Below are 14,278 nucleotides of genomic sequence, written 5' to 3' on the forward strand. Positions count from 1 at the left end.
ACCCCCTGGGACGCGATTAGCGCTTGCTGTACTGCGGCGCCTTGCGGGCCTTCTTCAGACCGGCCTTCTTGCGCTCGACGGCACGGGCGTCACGCATCAGGAAGCCGGCCTTCTTCAGCGCGGCGCGGTTGTTGTCCACGTCGGCCTCGTTCAGGGCACGGGCGACGCCGAGGCGCAGCGCGTAGGCCTGGCCGGAGGTGCCGCCACCGCTGATGCGGGCGACGACGTCGTAACGGCCGTCCAGCTCGAGGAGCTTGAAGGGCTCGTTCACGGTCTGCTGGTGCACCTTGTTCGGGAAGTAACCCTCGAGGGTGCGACCGTTGATCTTCCACTGGCCGGTGCCGGGGACGATGCGCACGCGGGCGATCGCCTCCTTGCGACGGCCGAGGCCGGCGCCCGGGGTGGCCTCGCCGAAGCGGCCGGCCAGGGACTCGGAGGTGTAGCTCTCCTCGGAGGTGTACTCGCCCTCGACAGCCTCAACGGCCTCGTCGAAGTCGACCTCAAGGGTTTCAGTGGTCTCGGCCACGATGTTCCTCAGCTCTTTTCAGTGTTGGGGGGCTTGGTGGCCGAATTACTGCGCGACCTGGGTGATCTCGAACGGCACCGGCTGCTGGGCAGCGTGCGGGTGCTGGTCGCCCGAGTAGACCTTCAGCTTGGAGAGCATCTGGCGACCCAGGCTGTTCTTGGGGATCATGCCCTTGATGGCCTTCTCGACGGCCTTCTCCGGGTTGTTCGCCAGCAGGTCGTCGTAGCGCACCGAGCGCAGACCGCCCGGGAAGCCCGAGTGGCGGTAGGCCAGCTTCTGGGTCTTCTTGTTACCGGACAGGTGCACCTTGTCGGCGTTGATGATGATGACGAAGTCACCAGTGTCAACGTGCGGCGCGTAGATCGCCTTGTGCTTGCCCCGGAGGAGGTTGGCGGCCTGGGAAGCCAGGCGGCCGAGCACGACGTCGGTCGCGTCGATGACGTGCCACTGACGCTGGACGTCGCCGGGCTTGGGGCTGTACGTACGCACGGTCGTAGCCTTCGCTTTTCAGTGAGTGAGTCCTGACAGGAGCACCTGGTCGGAAGAGCAGCCTGATCACCCTTGGACGCAATTCAAGGGGGACCGCTGGTCGACGACCCGATGTCTCCGGCGTACCGACCTCTCACGTGAGATAGAGCGAGCCAATACGCACATCAAGCGTCCAGGTTACCGGCACGACCCCGAGGGGTCAAAAATCGCCGTGGATCCCCCTCGCCGTGACTCAGCGTTCGCGGTCCACCCGGGTGACGTCCCAGACCGGCTCCGACGATTCAAACACCCGGCCGTCGGCCCCGAACACCAGGAAGCGGTCGAAGGTCTTGGCGAACCAGCGGTCGTGGGTGACGCACAGCACCGTGCCCTCGAAGGCCTCCAGCCCGGCCTGCAGCGCCTCGGCGCTCTCCAGGTCCAGGTTGTCGGTCGGCTCGTCGAGCAACAGGGCCGTGACGCCGGTGAGTTCGAGCTTGAGGATCATCAGCCGGGCCTGCTGCCCGCCGGACAGCGACTCGAACTTCTGCTCCTCCTGGCGGTCGAGCTCGTACCGCCGCAGCGCGCCCATCGCGGCGCCGCGGCTGAGCGCGTGCTCCTCCTCGACGATCGACCGGACGGTGCGGCCGAACAGCTCGGGGTGGGCGTGGGTCTGCCGGAAGTGGCCGGGGACGACGCGGGCGCCGAGCTTCCAGTCGCCGGTGTGCGCGACGCTCGCGTCGCCGGCCAGCAGCCGCAGCAGGTGCGACTTGCCGGCGCCGTTGGCACCCAGCACCGCGACCCGCTCGCCGTAGAAGACCTCCAGGTCGAAGGGCTGCATCAGGCCGGTGAGCTCCAGCCGCTCCAGGGTGAGGGCGCGCACCCCGGTGCGCCCGCCCTTGAGCCGCATGGTGATGCTCTGCTCGCGCGGGGGCTCCTCCGGCCGCCCGGCCTCCTCGAACTTCTTCAGCCGGGTCTGCGCGGCGGCGTAGCGGGTGGCCAGGGCGTGGCTGACGGCCGCGGCCTGGCGCAGGGTGACGACCAGCTTCTTGAGCTTGGCGTGCTCCTCGTCCCAGCGGCGGCCCAGCTCCTCGAACCGCGCGAAGCGGTCCTTGCGGGCCTCGTGGAAGGAGTCGAAGCCGCCGCCGTGCACCCAGACGCTGCTGCCGGCGGCGCCGGACTCGACGGAGATGATCTTGTCGGCGGTCTTCGAGAGCAGCTCGCGGTCGTGCGAGATGAACAGGACGGTCTTCGAGGTGGCCTTGATGGCCTCCTCCAGCCAGCGCTTGGCCGGGACGTCCAGGTAGTTGTCGGGTTCGTCGAGGAGCAGTACCTCCTCCGGCCCGCGCAGCAGCGCCTCCAGCACCAGCCGCTTCTGCTCGCCGCCGGAGAGGGTGTTCAGGCCGCGCCACTGGGCCTTGTCGAAGGGCATCCCGAGGGCGGCCGTGGTGCAGACGTCCCAGTCGGTCTCGTAGTCGTAGCCGCCGACGTCGGCCCAGTCGGAGAGCGCCTGGGCGTAGGCCATCTGCGTCTTCTCGTCGTCCTGGGCGATCATCGCCAGCTCGGCGGCGTCCACCGCCCTGGCCGCCACGGCGATCCGCTCGGGGGCGACCGAGACCAGCAGGTCACGCACCGAGGCGTCGGCGGGCAGCGCGCCCGGGGTCTCCCGCTGGTCCTCGCGGCCGGTGGTGCCGACGAACTGGCGCATCACGCCGAGGCCGCCGCTGATCGTCACCGAGCCGCCGTGCGGCTGGAGGTCCCCCGCGATCATGCGCAGGAGGGTGGTCTTGCCGGCCCCGTTGGCGCCCACCAGGGCGACCGCGGAGCCCTCGCCGACCCGGAAGGACGCGTCGTCGAACAGCACCCGTCCGTCCGGCAGGTAGTACTCAAGGTGCGAAATCTCGACGTGTCCCATGCGGACGATTGTCCCAAGCGGACGCCCTGGGCCAAAACGGATTACCCGGGGAGCGGCTGCCCGGGCAGGGTCCGCATCCGCCGGGCCGTCCGGTTGCGCTCGGCCAGCTGGTCGTCGGCGGGGTAGCCGACCTCCTCCAGCGTCAGCCCGTACGGCCGGATCACGTTGACCGCGGAGTTGCGCACCCCGCCGGCCAGCACCTCGCCGGGGAACTCCACCGGCCGGTGCCCGTCGCCGACCAGCAGCATCGCGCCGACCAGCGCCCGGACCATGTTGTGGCAGAAGGCGTCGGCCCGCACGGTGGCGACCGCGAGGGTGCCCTCCTGGGCGGCGTAGGGGTCCACCGGGACGCGGTCCCAGTGCAGTTCCAGCAGGGTGCGGATGGTGGTCGCGCCCTCGCGCTTCTTGCAGTACGCGGCGAAGTCGTGCTCGCCGAGCAGGAGCTCGGCGGCCTCGTTCATCCGGTCGACGTCCAGCGGCCGGTCGTGCCACAGCACGTGGCCGCGCAGCAGCGGGTCGACCCCGCCGGGGTGGTCGGCGACCCGGTAGGCGTAGCGGCGCCAGATCGCCGAGAAGCGGGCGTCGAACCCGGCCGGCGCCTCGCCGACCCGGTAGATCCGGACGTCCCCGGGGAGCCGGCCGGCCAGCCGGCGCAGCAGCTTCTCGCGGTGCTCCTCCCACAGCCCGGCCGGCAGGTCGACGTGCGCGACCTGTCCGCGGGCGTGCACCCCGGCGTCGGTGCGGCCGGCCACGGTCAGCGGGAACAGCTCGGGGCTGCGGGTGACGATCTGCAGCGCGGTCTCGATCTCCTCCTGGACCGTCCGCCGGCCGCCCTTCTGGCGGGCCCAGCCGGAGAACTCGGCGCCCTGGTAGGCGAGGTCGAGCCGGACCCGGACGTACCCGTCGGCCGGGCCGTCCTTGACCGGCGGCTGCTCGGCGCAATCGTTGACCACTGCTTCTCTTCTCCCGCGATCGGTCCCGTGACAAGGGAACGGGCCCGCTCCCCCATCGCTGGGAGAGCGGGCCCGCATCACACCCGGAGGTGTCAGGCCTGCTCGGTGGCCTCGGCCTCGTCCGTCTTGGCGACGGCGGCGGCCTCGTCGGCCTCCTTGACGGCGCGCTTGGTGGCGCCCTCGGCCTCGCCGACGGCGGTCTGCGCGACGGTCAGCGCCTCGACCAGCTCGATCACGGCCATCGGGGCGTTGTCGCCACGACGGGGACCGATCTTGGTGATACGGGTGTAGCCACCCGGGCGGTTCTCGTAGCGCGGCGCGATCTCGGTGAAGAGGGTGTGCAGCACGGCGATGTCGGTGATCGTCTTGCGAACCAGGCGACGGTTGTGGATGTCGCCCTTCTTCGCCTTGGTGATCAGCTTCTCCGCCAGCGGGCGCATCCGACGGGCCTTGGCCTCGGTCGTGGTGATGCGGCCGTACTGGAACAGCTCCCGGCACAGACCGGCGAGCAGCAGCGGCTCGTGGTGCGGGCCGCCGCCGAGGCGGGCACCCTTGGTGGGACGCGGCATGGATTACTCCTCGAATCTCCGACTACGGCCGTATCAGGTACCGCAGCGGGCGTACGGGCACTGTGCCCGCACGACTTTCACGACGACGGAGGCGGTTCCGGGGAACCGCCCCCGCGGTCAAGTCTTTCAGTACTGCTCGGTCTCCGCGTAACCCGCGTCGTCCAGGTCGTCGGCGCCGAAGGCGTCGGCGGCGGCGGTCGGGTCGAACCCGGGCGGGCTGTCCTTGAGGGCCAGGCCCATGCCGGCCAGCTTCGCCTTGACCTCGTCGATCGACTTCGCACCGAAGTTGCGGATGTCGAGCAGGTCGGCCTCGGAGCGGGCGACGAGCTCACCCACGGTGTGGATGCCCTCGCGCTTGAGGCAGTTGTAGGAGCGGACGGTGAGTTCCAGCTCCTCGATCGGCAGCGCCAGGTCGGCGGCCAGGGCGGCGTCCGTCGGGGACGGGCCCATGTCGATGCCCTCGGCGTCGATGTTCAGCTCGCGGGCGAGACCGAACAGCTCCACCAGGGTCTTGCCGGCCGAGGCCATGGCGTCGCGCGGACGCATGGCGGGCTTGGTCTCGACATCGACGATCAGCTTGTCGAAGTCGGTCCGCTGCTCGACACGGGTGGCCTCGACCTTGTAGGTGACCTTCAGCACGGGGCTGTAGATCGAGTCGACCGGGATACGGCCGATCTCCTGGCCGGAGGCCTTGTTCTGGACGGCGGAGACGTAGCCGCGACCGCGCTCGACGGTCAGCTCCATCTCCAGCTTGCCCTTGCCGTTCAGCGTGGCGAGGACCAGCTCTGGGTTGTGCACCTCGACACCGGCCGGCGGCGCGATGTCGGCGGCGGTGACCACACCCGGGCCCTGCTTGCGCAGGTACATCACGACCGGCTCGTCGTGCTCCGAGGAGACGACCAGCTGCTTGATGTTGAGGATGAGGTCGGTCACGTCCTCCTTGACGCCCGGCACGGTGGTGAACTCGTGCAGGACGCCGTCGATGCGGATGCTGGTGACAGCGGCACCCGGGATCGACGACAGGAGCGTGCGGCGCAGGGAGTTGCCGAGGGTGTAGCCGAAGCCCGGCTCCAGCGGCTCGATCACGAACCGCGAGCGGAACTCGTCGACGACCTCTTCGGTCAGCGAGGGGCGCTGAGCGATAAGCATGGGGGATGTTCCTCCAGTTGTCTTCGGCACCCACTATTTGATGCCGACAGGACCAAGCGTACGGGCTCCCGCGGGAAGCGACGAATCACTACGTGGGAGCCCGTACGAGGTTTCAAGCAGTACTACCGAGTGCCCGAAGGCGCTGCGTCAGACGCGGCGACGCTTCGGCGGACGGCAGCCGTTGTGCGGGGTGGGGGTGACGTCCTGGATCGAGCCGACCTCCAGGCCGGTGGCCTGGAGCGAACGGATCGCGGTCTCGCGGCCGGAGCCCGGACCCTTCACGAAGACGTCGACCTTGCGCATGCCGTGCTCCTGCGCGCGACGGGCAGCGGCCTCGGCGGCCATCTGCGCGGCGAACGGGGTGGACTTGCGCGAGCCCTTGAAGCCGACGTGGCCGGCGGAGGCCCAGGAGATCACGTTGCCCGCGGGGTCGGTGATCGAAACGATGGTGTTGTTGAACGTGCTCTTGATGTGCGCGTGGCCGTGAGCGACGTTCTTCTTTTCCTTGCGGCGGATCTTCTTCGCGCCGGCAGCCTGACGACCCTTGGGGGGCATAAGTCTGTTCTCCTACTGAGGTGGTCGGTCCGCTGACCCGCGGGCCGGAGGGATGTCCGGTTACGGGACGGACTACTTCTTGCCCGGCTTCTTCTTACCGGCGATCGCGCGACGCGGGCCCTTGCGGGTACGCGCGTTGGTGTGGGTGCGCTGGCCGCGGACCGGCAGGCCACGGCGGTGACGCAGACCCTCGTAGCAGCCGATCTCGACCTTGCGGCGGATGTCGGCGGCCACCTCACGGCGGAGGTCACCCTCGACCGTGTAGTTGGCGTCGATGTACTGGCCGAGCTTGACCAGGTCTTCCTCGGAGATGTCGCGAACGCGGATGTCCGGGTTCACGCCGGTCTCGACGAGGGTCTGCTGGGCGCGGGTACGGCCGATGCCGTACACGTACGTAAGGGCGATCTCGATCCGCTTCTCACGGGGGAGATCAACGCCGGCGAGGCGTGCCATTCAAGGCTCCTGTGCTTTTTCAGAGGTCTTGCGTGCTGCCTACTCCGACACCTCACGGTGAGGGAGCCCCGGCCTCTGACCGGGGGTGGCAGTCCGTCCCACTGAGGGAACGGATCGGGCAGCCCGCTTATGACGTTTTCGCGTCGCGCGAAGTACTACGAGAAATGCTGGGGAGAGATCAGCCCTGGCGCTGCTTGTGGCGCAGGTTGTCGCAGATCACCATGACCCGGCCGTGACGGCGGATCACCTTGCACTTGTCGCAGATCTTCTTGACGCTCGGCTTGACCTTCATGTTCAGGTTCTCCGGGTCTAGATCTGACGTTCTTACTTGTAGCGGTAGACGATCCGTCCGCGCGTGAGGTCGTAGGGGCTGAGCTCCACCACGACCCGGTCGTCCGGCAGGATGCGGATGTAGTGCATGCGCATCTTGCCACTGATGTGCGCGAGGACCTTGTGACCGTTCTGCAGCTCGACCTTGAACATCGCGTTCGGAAGAGACTCGATCACGGTGCCCTCGATCTCAATGGCGCCTTGCTTCTTAGCCATGAACTGCGAGATCCACCTTCCGGGACCGGCTACCGTATGCGGAACGCTCGTGCGAACCTGGGTTCACCCCGTCCCCGAGGGGAAGAGGGCGCGCTGAAGCACGCTACGAGTGAGCCGACGGTCCATCCTACGCCAGCGCGTCCGGTGGACCAAAACGGGCCTCCCGAGTGCGGCCGCCGTCACAGCAGCCGCACGACCTGCGTGTCAGAACCCGGCGGAGACCGTCAGCGGCTCCACGTGGGCGGTGCAGGCGGAGCAGCGGCGGGCCGCCTCGGGGATCTCGGTGAGGCACTCCGGGCACGGGCGCTTCGGAGTCTTCGGCTTCTTCGGCATGTAGCGCGCGGTCGCCTTGGTGATCGGCAGCACCACGCAGAAGTAGAGCACCGCGGCGGTCATCACGAACGCGATCAGCACGTTCAGGAACTGGCCGTACGGGAAGGTGACCCCGGCCACCGTCGCCTTGTACGAGCTGAAGTCGCCGGCCGCGCCGACCACCACGCCCACCAGGGGGGTGAGGAAGGCGGACACGAAGCCGGTCACCACCGCGGTGAACGCGGCACCGATGACCACACCCACCGCCATGTCGACGACGTTGCCGCGCATCATGAAGTCGCGGAATCCCTTGAGCACGTGCTCTCCTGCATCGCTCGTAAACCCGGTCCGGCCGTAACCGACCCTGCCAGCCGATAAAAATAGGACAAAAGCCCTGGAGGTCCAAACCTCCAGGGCCCTGATCCCTTGTCAGCGGCGGCGTTCGGCGCCCGCCGGGACTAGCCGAGCGGGTCCGGAGCTGCGGTGATGCCCAGCTTCGCGAGTTCCGCCCGGCCGCCGTCGAAGGCCGTCAGCACCAGCGGGCCCTCCTCGGTGACGGCCACCGAGTGCTCCCAGTGCGAGGCCCAGGTGCCGTCGTTGGTGACGACCGTCCAGTCGTCCTCCAGCACGGTGGTGTGCGGGGTGCCCAGCGAGACCATCGGCTCGATCGCCAGCACGGTGCCGGGGACCAGCTTGGGGCCCTTGCCGCGGCCGCGCTCGACGTAGTTCAGCACGTGCGGCTCCATGTGCATCGCGGTGCCGATGCCATGGCCGCCGTAGCCCTCGGTGATGCCCCACTTGCCCTTCGGCGGCAGCGGCTGGCGGCGGATGAAGCCCTCGATCGCCTTGGAGACGTCGACCAGGCGGTTGCTCTTCTTCATCTGGGCGATGCCGGCCCACATCGAGCCCTCGGTGACCCGGCTCAGCATCTCGACCTCCGGGCGGACCTCGCCGACCGCCACGGAGATCGCCGCGTCGCCGTGCCAGCCGTCCAGGATGGCGCCGCAGTCGATCGAGATGAGGTCGCCCTCCTGGAGCACCCGGTCGCCCGGGATGCCGTGCACGACCTCGTTGTTCACCGAGGCGCAGATCACTCCCGGGAACCACAGGCCGCCGTGGTCGGCGCGGAAGTTCGAGGTGGCGCCGTGGCCGGTGATGACCTTGTCCGCGATGTCGTTGAGCTCCTGGGTGGTCACCCCCGGGACGACCGCCTCGCGGCAGGCCTTCAGCGCCTCGGCGACGACCAGTCCGGCCGCTCGCATCTTCGCGATCTGCTCGGGGGTCTTGATCTCCACCATCTGGTCACGCCTTCCAAGTCCGGATTACCACTGCCTACCACCGTACGACGCCGAAACGGCCGGGCCGCCCGCTGGGCGGGCGACCCGGCCGTACCGTCGTACGTTCGCCGAGAGACTCAGCTGTCCTGCTTCAGCGCCTCGATCGCGCGGGCGGTGACCTCGTCCACCTTGCCGAGGGCCGGGATGGTCACGAGGAGACCCTGCTCCTTGTAGTACCCGACGATCGGCTCGGTCTCCGTGTGGTAGACCTCCAGGCGCGTGCGCACCTTGTCCTCGGTGTCGTCCGAGCGCTGGTACAGCTCGCCGCCGCACTCGTCGCAGACGCCCTCGGCCTTCGGCGGGTTGTAGTCCACGTGGTAGACGTGGCCGCCGTCGTTGCGGCACAGCCGACGGCCGGCGATCCGGCGGACGACCTCGTCCTCGGGGACCTCGAGGTCCAGCACGCCGTCCAGCTTGATGCCCTGCTCGGCGAGGAACTCGTCCAGCGCCTCGGCCTGGCCCAGGTTGCGGGGGAAGCCGTCGAGCAGGAAGCCGTTCACGGCGTCCGCCTGGAGCATGCGGTCCTTGGCCATCCCGATGGTGACCTCGTCCGGTACCAGACGGCCCGCGTCCATGTAGCTCTTGGCCTCGAGCCCCAGCGGGGTGCCCTGACCGATGTTGGCGCGGAACAGGTCGCCGGTGGAGATGTGGGGAATGGACAGGGTCTTGGCGAGCAGGTGCGCCTGAGTACCCTTCCCGGCCCCGGGAGGACCAACGAGGACGATACGCATCAGCGGAGGAACCCTTCGTAATTGCGCTGCTGGAGCTGGCTCTCGATCTGCTTCACAGTTTCGAGTCCGACGCCGACGACGATGAGCACGCTGGTGCCGCCGAACGGGAAGTTGGTCTGCTGTCCGAAGGCGACCAGGGCGATCATCGGGATCAACGCGATCAGGCCCAGGTAGAGCGAACCCGGCCACGTGATTCGGGTGAGCACGTAGTTCAGGTACTCGGCCGTCGGGCGGCCGGCCCGGATGCCCGGGATGAACCCACCATACTTCTTCATATTGTCGGCAACTTCTTCGGGGTTGAAGGAGATGGCGACGTAGAAGAAGGCGAAGAAGACGATCAGCAGGAAGTAGGTGGCCATGTAGATCGGGTGGTCACCCTTGACGAAGTTCGTCCGGATCCACGTGGCCCAGCCCGCCTGGCTGTTGGTCAGCTGGACCACCAGGGCCGGGATGTAGAGCAGCGACGAGGCGAAGATGACCGGGATGACACCGGCCTGGTTCACCTTGAGCGGGATGTAGGTCGAGGTGCCGCCGAAGGCCCGGCGGCCGATCATCCGCTTCGCGTACTGGACCGGGATCCGGCGCTGGGCCTGCTCGACGAAGATGACCAGCATCACGACGATGATGCCGACCGCGACCACGGAGAGGAACTCGACCCAGCCGCCGCCGATGGTGCCGGAGGTCTTGATCGCCCACATCGAGGACGGGAACTGCGCGGCGATCGAGGTGAAGATCAGCAGCGACATGCCGTTGCCGATGCCGCGGTCGGTGATGAGCTCGCCGAGCCACATGATCACCGTGGTGCCGGCGGTCATCGTGAGGACCATGACGGCCACCCGGAACACGCCGGTGTCCGGGACGATCTGGTTGGCGACCGGGCACCCGGAGAACAGCGCGCCGCTGGAGGCCGTCGCCACGATGCCGGTGCCCTGGAGCACGGCGAGCGCGATGGTCAGGTAACGCGTGTACTGGGTGATCTTCGCCGTGCCGGCCTGGCCCTCCTTCTTCAGCGCCTCGAGTCGCGGGATCACGACCGTGAGGAGCTGGAGGATGATGCTCGCCGTGATGTACGGCATGATGCCGAGCGCGAAGATCGTCAACTGGAGGAGCGCGCCACCGCTGAACAGGTTGACGAGCCCGAAGAGGCCGCTGTTCTTGGTCTCCTTCACGCACTCGTTCACAGCCGTGAAGCTCACGCCCGGGATCGGAATGTGCGAGCCCAGCCGGAACAGCACCATGATGCCCAGCGTGAACAGCAGCTTCTTGCGCAGGTCGGGCGTCTGGAACGCCCGCGCGAACGCACTGAGCACGGTGCCTCCTGCGCCTCCCGCACGTCGTCGGCGGGAGGGTCGGTCCTGAATGGGGAGTTTGCGGTACGGGCCCCCGTACAGACGGCACAGGCGAGCCTACGCGCAGCCTACAAGGGAACTCCACGGACTCTAACAGTGCGCAGCCACTCGGAAGAAGCGCGTACGGCCTCTCCCCCACTCACGAGGTACGGGATGCCCGGGTTTGCCACACAAAAGAACGAGCCCCCGGCCGGGCGGGGCCGTCCGGAACCGAACGGCCCCGCCCGGCCCCGGAAACGCACGAGCCCCGCACCTCCCGGAGGAGGTGCGGGGCTCGAAGCCGGGGATCAGCGTGCTCAGACGAGCTCGGTGACCGTACCGCCGGCGGCCTTGATCTTCTCGGCGGCGGTGCCGGAGACGGCGTCGACCGTCACCTGCAGCGCAACCGAGACCTCGCCGGTGCCGAGCACCTTGACGAGGGAGTTCTTGCGAACCGCGCCCTTGGCGACCAGGTCCTCGACCGTGACGGCACCACCCTGCGGGTAGAGCTCGGCCAGCTTGTCGAGGTTGACGACCTGGAACGTGATCTTGAACGGGTTCTTGAAGCCCTTCAGCTTCGGCAGGCGCATGTGGAGGGGCATCTGGCCACCCTCGAAGCGCTGCGGAACCTGGTAGCGGGCCTTGGTGCCCTTGGTACCACGACCAGCGGTCTTACCCTTGGAGCCCTCACCACGACCCACACGGATCTTGTCGGTCTTGGCACCAGGGGCGGGACGCAGGTTGTGGATCTTGATCGGGTTCTCGCCCATGATCAGTCCACCTCCTCAACCGTCACCAGGTGACGGACAGTCTGGGCCATCCCGCGGATCTCGGGACGGTCCTCCTTCACCACGACGTCGTGCATGCGCTTGAGACCAAGCGAACGCAGGGTGTCGCGGTGGTTCTGCTTGCTGCCGATGTACGACTTGGTCTGCGTGATCTTCAGGCGAGCCATCAGGCGCTCACCCCAGCAGCACGCGCCCGCAGCAGAGCGGCGGGGGCCACGTCCTCCAGCGGCAGGCCACGACGGGCGGCGATCTCCTCGGGGCGCACGAGGCCCTTCAGAGCAGCCACGGTGGCGTGCACGATGTTGATCGCGTTGTCGGAGCCGAGCGACTTCGACAGGATGTCGTGGATACCGGCGCACTCCAGGACGGCGCGCACCGGACCACCGGCGATAACACCGGTACCGGGGGCGGCGGGCTTCAGGAGCACGACGCCGGCGGCCTTCTCACCCTGGATCGGGTGCGGGATGGTGCCCTGGATACGGGGGACCTTGAAGAAGTTCTTCTTGGCCTCCTCAACACCCTTGGCGATGGCGGCCGGAACCTCCTTCGCCTTCCCGTAACCGACACCCACGGTGCCATCGCCATCGCCCACCACGACCAGCGCGGTGAAGGAGAAACGACGACCACCCTTGACAACCTTGGCGACACGGTTGATGGCGACAACGCGCTCGACGTAAGCGGTCTTCTCGACGGCGGGGGCGTTGCCCCGGTCGTCACGCTTACGGTCGCGCCGCTCGCCACCGCCGGTGCCACCGCCGGCGCCGCTACCGCGGCGCTGGGGTCCAGCCATTGGAATTACCTCTCTCGATTACGTCCGTCGACTGAGTCGACGAGCGGCTTAGAAGTCGAGCCCGGCCTCGCGGGCCGCGTCCGCCAGGGCGGCGATGCGGCCGGCGTACCGGTTGCCCGCGCGGTCGAAGACGACCGCCTCGATGCCGGCAGCCTTGGCGCGCTCGGCGACCAGGCTCCCGACCTTCTTGGCCAGCTCGGTCTTGTCGCCCTCGGCGCCCTTGATGGACACGTCGAGGGTGGACGCCGACGCCAGGGTGTGACCCTTGGCGTCGTCGATGACCTGGGCGACCATGTGACGGTTCGAACGCGTCACGACGAGGCGCGGACGCACCTCGGTGCCGACGACGCGCTTGCGAACGCGGATCGCGCGGCGCTTGCGAGCGGCGCTCTTGTAGGCGTTGCCCTTGCCGATCTTGACAGAGACGCTCATCGCTTACTTACCACTCTTTCCGACCTTGCGGCGGATGACCTCGCCCGCGTACTTGACGCCCTTGGCCTTGTACGGGTCGGGCTTGCGCAGCTTGCGGATCTTCGCGGCGACCTCGCCGACCTTCTGCTTGTCGATGCCGTCCACGTGGAACTTGGTGGCCGACTCGACGACGAAGGAGATGCCCTCGGGCGCCTCGACGAGGATCGGGTGGCTGTAGCCCAGCTGGAACTCCATGTCGGAGCCCTTCGCCAGAACTCGGTAGCCGACACCGCTGATCTCCAGCGACTTGCGGTAGCCCGCGGTCACGCCGGTGATCATGTTCGCCACCAGCGTGCGGGAAAGGCCGTGCAGGGCCTTCGACATACGCTCGTCGTTGGGGCGGGTGACGAGCAGGTTGCCGTCCTCGCCCTTACCGATCTCGATCGGCGCGGCGACAACGTGGGTGAGGGAACCCTTCGGGCCCTTCACCGAGACCGCCTGGCCATCGATGGTGACGTCCACGCCAGCGGGGACCTGGATGGGCAGCCGTCCAATGCGCGACATTGCTGTACCTCCGTTTCCCGAATTACCAGACGTAGGCGAGAACTTCTCCGCCTACGCCCTTCTTGGCGGCCTGCTTGTCGGTGAGGAGACCCGAGGACGTGGAGATGATCGCCACGCCCAGGCCGCCGAGCACCTTCGGCAGGTTGGTGGACTTTGCGTAAACGCGCAGACCCGGCTTGCTGATGCGCTTGATGCCGGCGATGGAGCGCTCACGGTTGGGGCCGAACTTGAGTTCGATGGTCAGCTTCTTGCCGACCTCGCCCTCGACGGGCTCCTCAACCTTGTAGGAGGAGATGTACCCCTCCTGCTGCAGGATCTCGGCGACGTGCGCCTTGATCTTGCTGGCCGGCATCGCCACGGAGTCGTGGTACGCCGAGTTCGCGTTACGCAGACGCGTGAGCATGTCTGCGATGGGGTCGGTCATGGTCATGATGGCCTCAGGCCTCTCTCGCCGCGGTTTCTCCGCGCCAGGTCCCCCTTCCGCACTCTTGCGAGTTCGTCAGGGGCACAAGCGCAGGGGACCTGCGACGTCGTAAGACTGGGTGCGAGCCCTCCCAAAGAGGGCCACGGACATCCATGGGGAAGCCGTGGCAGGGGGCCCGACCCCACCACCTTACGGGAATCCGTACGGCAGGCCCAAAACGGGCCGGTGTGGGATCGGGCACCTCTGCTTCGCTGTGTGCCTAAAGCGCCTGGATTACCAGGAGCTCTTGGTCACGCCCGGCAGCTCGCCGCGGTGTGCCATCTCACGGAGGCAGACACGGCACAGGCCGAACTTGCGGTACACCGAGTGCGGACGGCCGCAGCGCTGGCACCGGGTGTACGCCCGGACGCCGAACTTCGGCTTGCGCTCGGACTTCGCGATGAGGGACTTCTTCGCCATTGG

21 protein-coding genes are annotated in these 14,278 nt (G+C 68.0%); all 21 read right to left on the reverse strand.

Translation table 11 applies throughout. The features are described 5' to 3' along the window. Positions 1 to 16: 16 nt before the first annotated feature. Positions 17 to 526: a 30S ribosomal protein S9 gene (rpsI, locus tag ACFQ6N_RS14605; RefSeq protein WP_380649267.1), complete on the reverse strand. Its 510-nt coding sequence runs from the start codon at positions 524 to 526 to the stop codon at positions 17 to 19. 45 nt (positions 527 to 571) lie between these two features. Then, positions 572 to 1,015, reverse strand: a complete 444-nt coding sequence (gene rplM, locus ACFQ6N_RS14610; protein ID WP_030055846.1) for a 50S ribosomal protein L13 — start codon at positions 1,013 to 1,015, stop codon at positions 572 to 574. A 232-nt stretch (positions 1,016 to 1,247) separates the two neighbouring features. Then, entirely contained in the window at positions 1,248 to 2,906 is a 1,659-nt protein-coding gene (locus ACFQ6N_RS14615) for an ABC-F family ATP-binding cassette domain-containing protein (protein WP_380649269.1), read from the reverse strand. Positions 2,907 to 2,947: 41 nt separating this feature from the next. Then, positions 2,948 to 3,859, reverse strand: coding sequence for a tRNA pseudouridine(38-40) synthase TruA (truA, locus tag ACFQ6N_RS14620; protein WP_380649271.1), 912 nt, complete (start codon positions 3,857 to 3,859; stop codon positions 2,948 to 2,950). Between the two features lie 92 nt (positions 3,860 to 3,951). Further along, positions 3,952 to 4,428, reverse strand: a complete 477-nt coding sequence (gene rplQ / locus ACFQ6N_RS14625) for a 50S ribosomal protein L17 (RefSeq protein ID WP_380649273.1) — start codon at positions 4,426 to 4,428, stop codon at positions 3,952 to 3,954. A 126-nt stretch (positions 4,429 to 4,554) separates the two neighbouring features. Continuing rightward, positions 4,555 to 5,577 (reverse strand): DNA-directed RNA polymerase subunit alpha, encoded by a 1,023-nt coding sequence (locus tag ACFQ6N_RS14630; protein ID WP_030055844.1) that lies wholly within the window; start codon positions 5,575 to 5,577, stop codon positions 4,555 to 4,557. 147 nt (positions 5,578 to 5,724) lie between these two features. After that, positions 5,725 to 6,132 (reverse strand): 30S ribosomal protein S11, encoded by a 408-nt coding sequence (gene rpsK / locus ACFQ6N_RS14635; RefSeq protein WP_030232513.1) that lies wholly within the window; start codon positions 6,130 to 6,132, stop codon positions 5,725 to 5,727. Between the two features lie 72 nt (positions 6,133 to 6,204). After that, positions 6,205 to 6,585, reverse strand: coding sequence for a 30S ribosomal protein S13 (gene rpsM, locus ACFQ6N_RS14640; RefSeq protein ID WP_380649275.1), 381 nt, complete (start codon positions 6,583 to 6,585; stop codon positions 6,205 to 6,207). A gap of 178 nt (positions 6,586 to 6,763) precedes the next feature. Beyond that, complete coding sequence (gene rpmJ / locus ACFQ6N_RS14645; RefSeq protein WP_003956441.1) at positions 6,764 to 6,877, reverse strand: 50S ribosomal protein L36; 114 nt, start codon at positions 6,875 to 6,877, stop codon at positions 6,764 to 6,766. A 32-nt stretch (positions 6,878 to 6,909) separates the two neighbouring features. Continuing rightward, positions 6,910 to 7,131, reverse strand: a complete 222-nt coding sequence (gene infA, locus ACFQ6N_RS14650) for a translation initiation factor IF-1 (RefSeq protein ID WP_003956442.1) — start codon at positions 7,129 to 7,131, stop codon at positions 6,910 to 6,912. Positions 7,132 to 7,335: 204 nt separating this feature from the next. Continuing rightward, a complete protein-coding gene (gene mscL / locus ACFQ6N_RS14655) occupies positions 7,336 to 7,761 on the reverse strand; it encodes a large conductance mechanosensitive channel protein MscL (RefSeq protein WP_380649277.1) in 426 nt (141 codons plus the stop codon). A gap of 140 nt (positions 7,762 to 7,901) precedes the next feature. Next, on the reverse strand, positions 7,902 to 8,741 hold the full coding sequence (gene map / locus ACFQ6N_RS14660; RefSeq protein ID WP_380649279.1) for a type I methionyl aminopeptidase: 840 nt from the start codon (positions 8,739 to 8,741) through the stop codon (positions 7,902 to 7,904). 116 nt (positions 8,742 to 8,857) lie between these two features. After that, positions 8,858 to 9,511: an adenylate kinase gene (locus ACFQ6N_RS14665; RefSeq protein ID WP_380649281.1), complete on the reverse strand. Its 654-nt coding sequence runs from the start codon at positions 9,509 to 9,511 to the stop codon at positions 8,858 to 8,860. After that, positions 9,511 to 10,821, reverse strand: a complete 1,311-nt coding sequence (gene secY / locus ACFQ6N_RS14670; RefSeq protein ID WP_380649283.1) for a preprotein translocase subunit SecY — start codon at positions 10,819 to 10,821, stop codon at positions 9,511 to 9,513. Before secY ends, ACFQ6N_RS14665 begins: the two co-directional genes overlap by 1 nt. A 335-nt stretch (positions 10,822 to 11,156) precedes the next feature. After that, on the reverse strand, positions 11,157 to 11,609 hold the full coding sequence (gene rplO, locus ACFQ6N_RS14675) for a 50S ribosomal protein L15 (RefSeq protein WP_380649285.1): 453 nt from the start codon (positions 11,607 to 11,609) through the stop codon (positions 11,157 to 11,159). Between the two features lie 2 nt (positions 11,610 to 11,611). Continuing rightward, the gene (gene rpmD, locus ACFQ6N_RS14680; protein WP_030251557.1) at positions 11,612 to 11,794 is read right to left on the reverse strand and encodes a 50S ribosomal protein L30; all 183 of its coding nucleotides are present in this window, start codon (positions 11,792 to 11,794) and stop codon (positions 11,612 to 11,614) included. After that, positions 11,794 to 12,417, reverse strand: a complete 624-nt coding sequence (gene rpsE, locus ACFQ6N_RS14685; protein ID WP_030055834.1) for a 30S ribosomal protein S5 — start codon at positions 12,415 to 12,417, stop codon at positions 11,794 to 11,796. The genes rpmD and rpsE overlap by 1 nt, the downstream gene beginning before the upstream one ends. Positions 12,418 to 12,465: 48 nt before the next feature. Beyond that, complete coding sequence (rplR, locus tag ACFQ6N_RS14690; protein WP_030232494.1) at positions 12,466 to 12,849, reverse strand: 50S ribosomal protein L18; 384 nt, start codon at positions 12,847 to 12,849, stop codon at positions 12,466 to 12,468. Between the two features lie 3 nt (positions 12,850 to 12,852). Continuing rightward, positions 12,853 to 13,392: a 50S ribosomal protein L6 gene (gene rplF, locus ACFQ6N_RS14695; RefSeq protein WP_380649287.1), complete on the reverse strand. Its 540-nt coding sequence runs from the start codon at positions 13,390 to 13,392 to the stop codon at positions 12,853 to 12,855. A 22-nt stretch (positions 13,393 to 13,414) separates the two neighbouring features. Then, positions 13,415 to 13,822 (reverse strand): 30S ribosomal protein S8, encoded by a 408-nt coding sequence (rpsH, locus tag ACFQ6N_RS14700; RefSeq protein WP_030055831.1) that lies wholly within the window; start codon positions 13,820 to 13,822, stop codon positions 13,415 to 13,417. Positions 13,823 to 14,089: 267 nt separating this feature from the next. After that, entirely contained in the window at positions 14,090 to 14,275 is a 186-nt protein-coding gene (locus tag ACFQ6N_RS14705) for a type Z 30S ribosomal protein S14 (protein ID WP_030055830.1), read from the reverse strand. Positions 14,276 to 14,278: the final 3 nt, after the last annotated feature.

It is taken from the genome of Kitasatospora sp. NPDC056446 (assembly GCF_042796115.1).
Lineage (GTDB): Bacteria > Actinomycetota > Actinomycetes > Streptomycetales > Streptomycetaceae > Kitasatospora.

Excerpts from the sequence above, each read along its gene's own strand:
- rpsE (WP_030055834.1), bottom strand. The coding sequence starts at position 12,417 with ATGGCTGGACCCCAGCGCCGCGGTAGCGGCGCCGGCGGTGGCACCGGC.
- rplQ (WP_380649273.1), bottom strand. The coding sequence starts at position 4,428 with ATGCCGCGTCCCACCAAGGGTGCCCGCCTCGGCGGCGGCCCGCACCAC.
- rplO (WP_380649285.1), bottom strand. The coding sequence starts at position 11,609 with ATGGGCGAGAACCCGATCAAGATCCACAACCTGCGTCCCGCCCCTGGT.
- infA (WP_003956442.1), bottom strand. The coding sequence starts at position 7,131 with ATGGCTAAGAAGCAAGGCGCCATTGAGATCGAGGGCACCGTGATCGAG.
- map (WP_380649279.1), bottom strand. The coding sequence starts at position 8,741 with ATGGTGGAGATCAAGACCCCCGAGCAGATCGCGAAGATGCGAGCGGCC.
- rplR (WP_030232494.1), bottom strand. The coding sequence starts at position 12,849 with ATGAGCGTCTCTGTCAAGATCGGCAAGGGCAACGCCTACAAGAGCGCC.
- ACFQ6N_RS14615 (WP_380649269.1), bottom strand. The coding sequence starts at position 2,906 with ATGGGACACGTCGAGATTTCGCACCTTGAGTACTACCTGCCGGACGGA.
- rpsK (WP_030232513.1), bottom strand. The coding sequence starts at position 6,132 with ATGCCCCCCAAGGGTCGTCAGGCTGCCGGCGCGAAGAAGATCCGCCGC.
- rpsH (WP_030055831.1), bottom strand. The coding sequence starts at position 13,822 with ATGACCATGACCGACCCCATCGCAGACATGCTCACGCGTCTGCGTAAC.
- ACFQ6N_RS14665 (WP_380649281.1), bottom strand. The coding sequence starts at position 9,511 with ATGCGTATCGTCCTCGTTGGTCCTCCCGGGGCCGGGAAGGGTACTCAG.
- rpmJ (WP_003956441.1), bottom strand. The coding sequence starts at position 6,877 with ATGAAGGTCAAGCCGAGCGTCAAGAAGATCTGCGACAAGTGCAAGGTG.
- rpmD (WP_030251557.1), bottom strand. The coding sequence starts at position 11,794 with ATGGCTCGCCTGAAGATCACGCAGACCAAGTCGTACATCGGCAGCAAG.
- rplF (WP_380649287.1), bottom strand. The coding sequence starts at position 13,392 with ATGTCGCGCATTGGACGGCTGCCCATCCAGGTCCCCGCTGGCGTGGAC.
- ACFQ6N_RS14705 (WP_030055830.1), bottom strand. The coding sequence starts at position 14,275 with ATGGCGAAGAAGTCCCTCATCGCGAAGTCCGAGCGCAAGCCGAAGTTC.
- rpsM (WP_380649275.1), bottom strand. The coding sequence starts at position 6,585 with ATGGCACGCCTCGCCGGCGTTGATCTCCCCCGTGAGAAGCGGATCGAG.
- ACFQ6N_RS14630 (WP_030055844.1), bottom strand. The coding sequence starts at position 5,577 with ATGCTTATCGCTCAGCGCCCCTCGCTGACCGAAGAGGTCGTCGACGAG.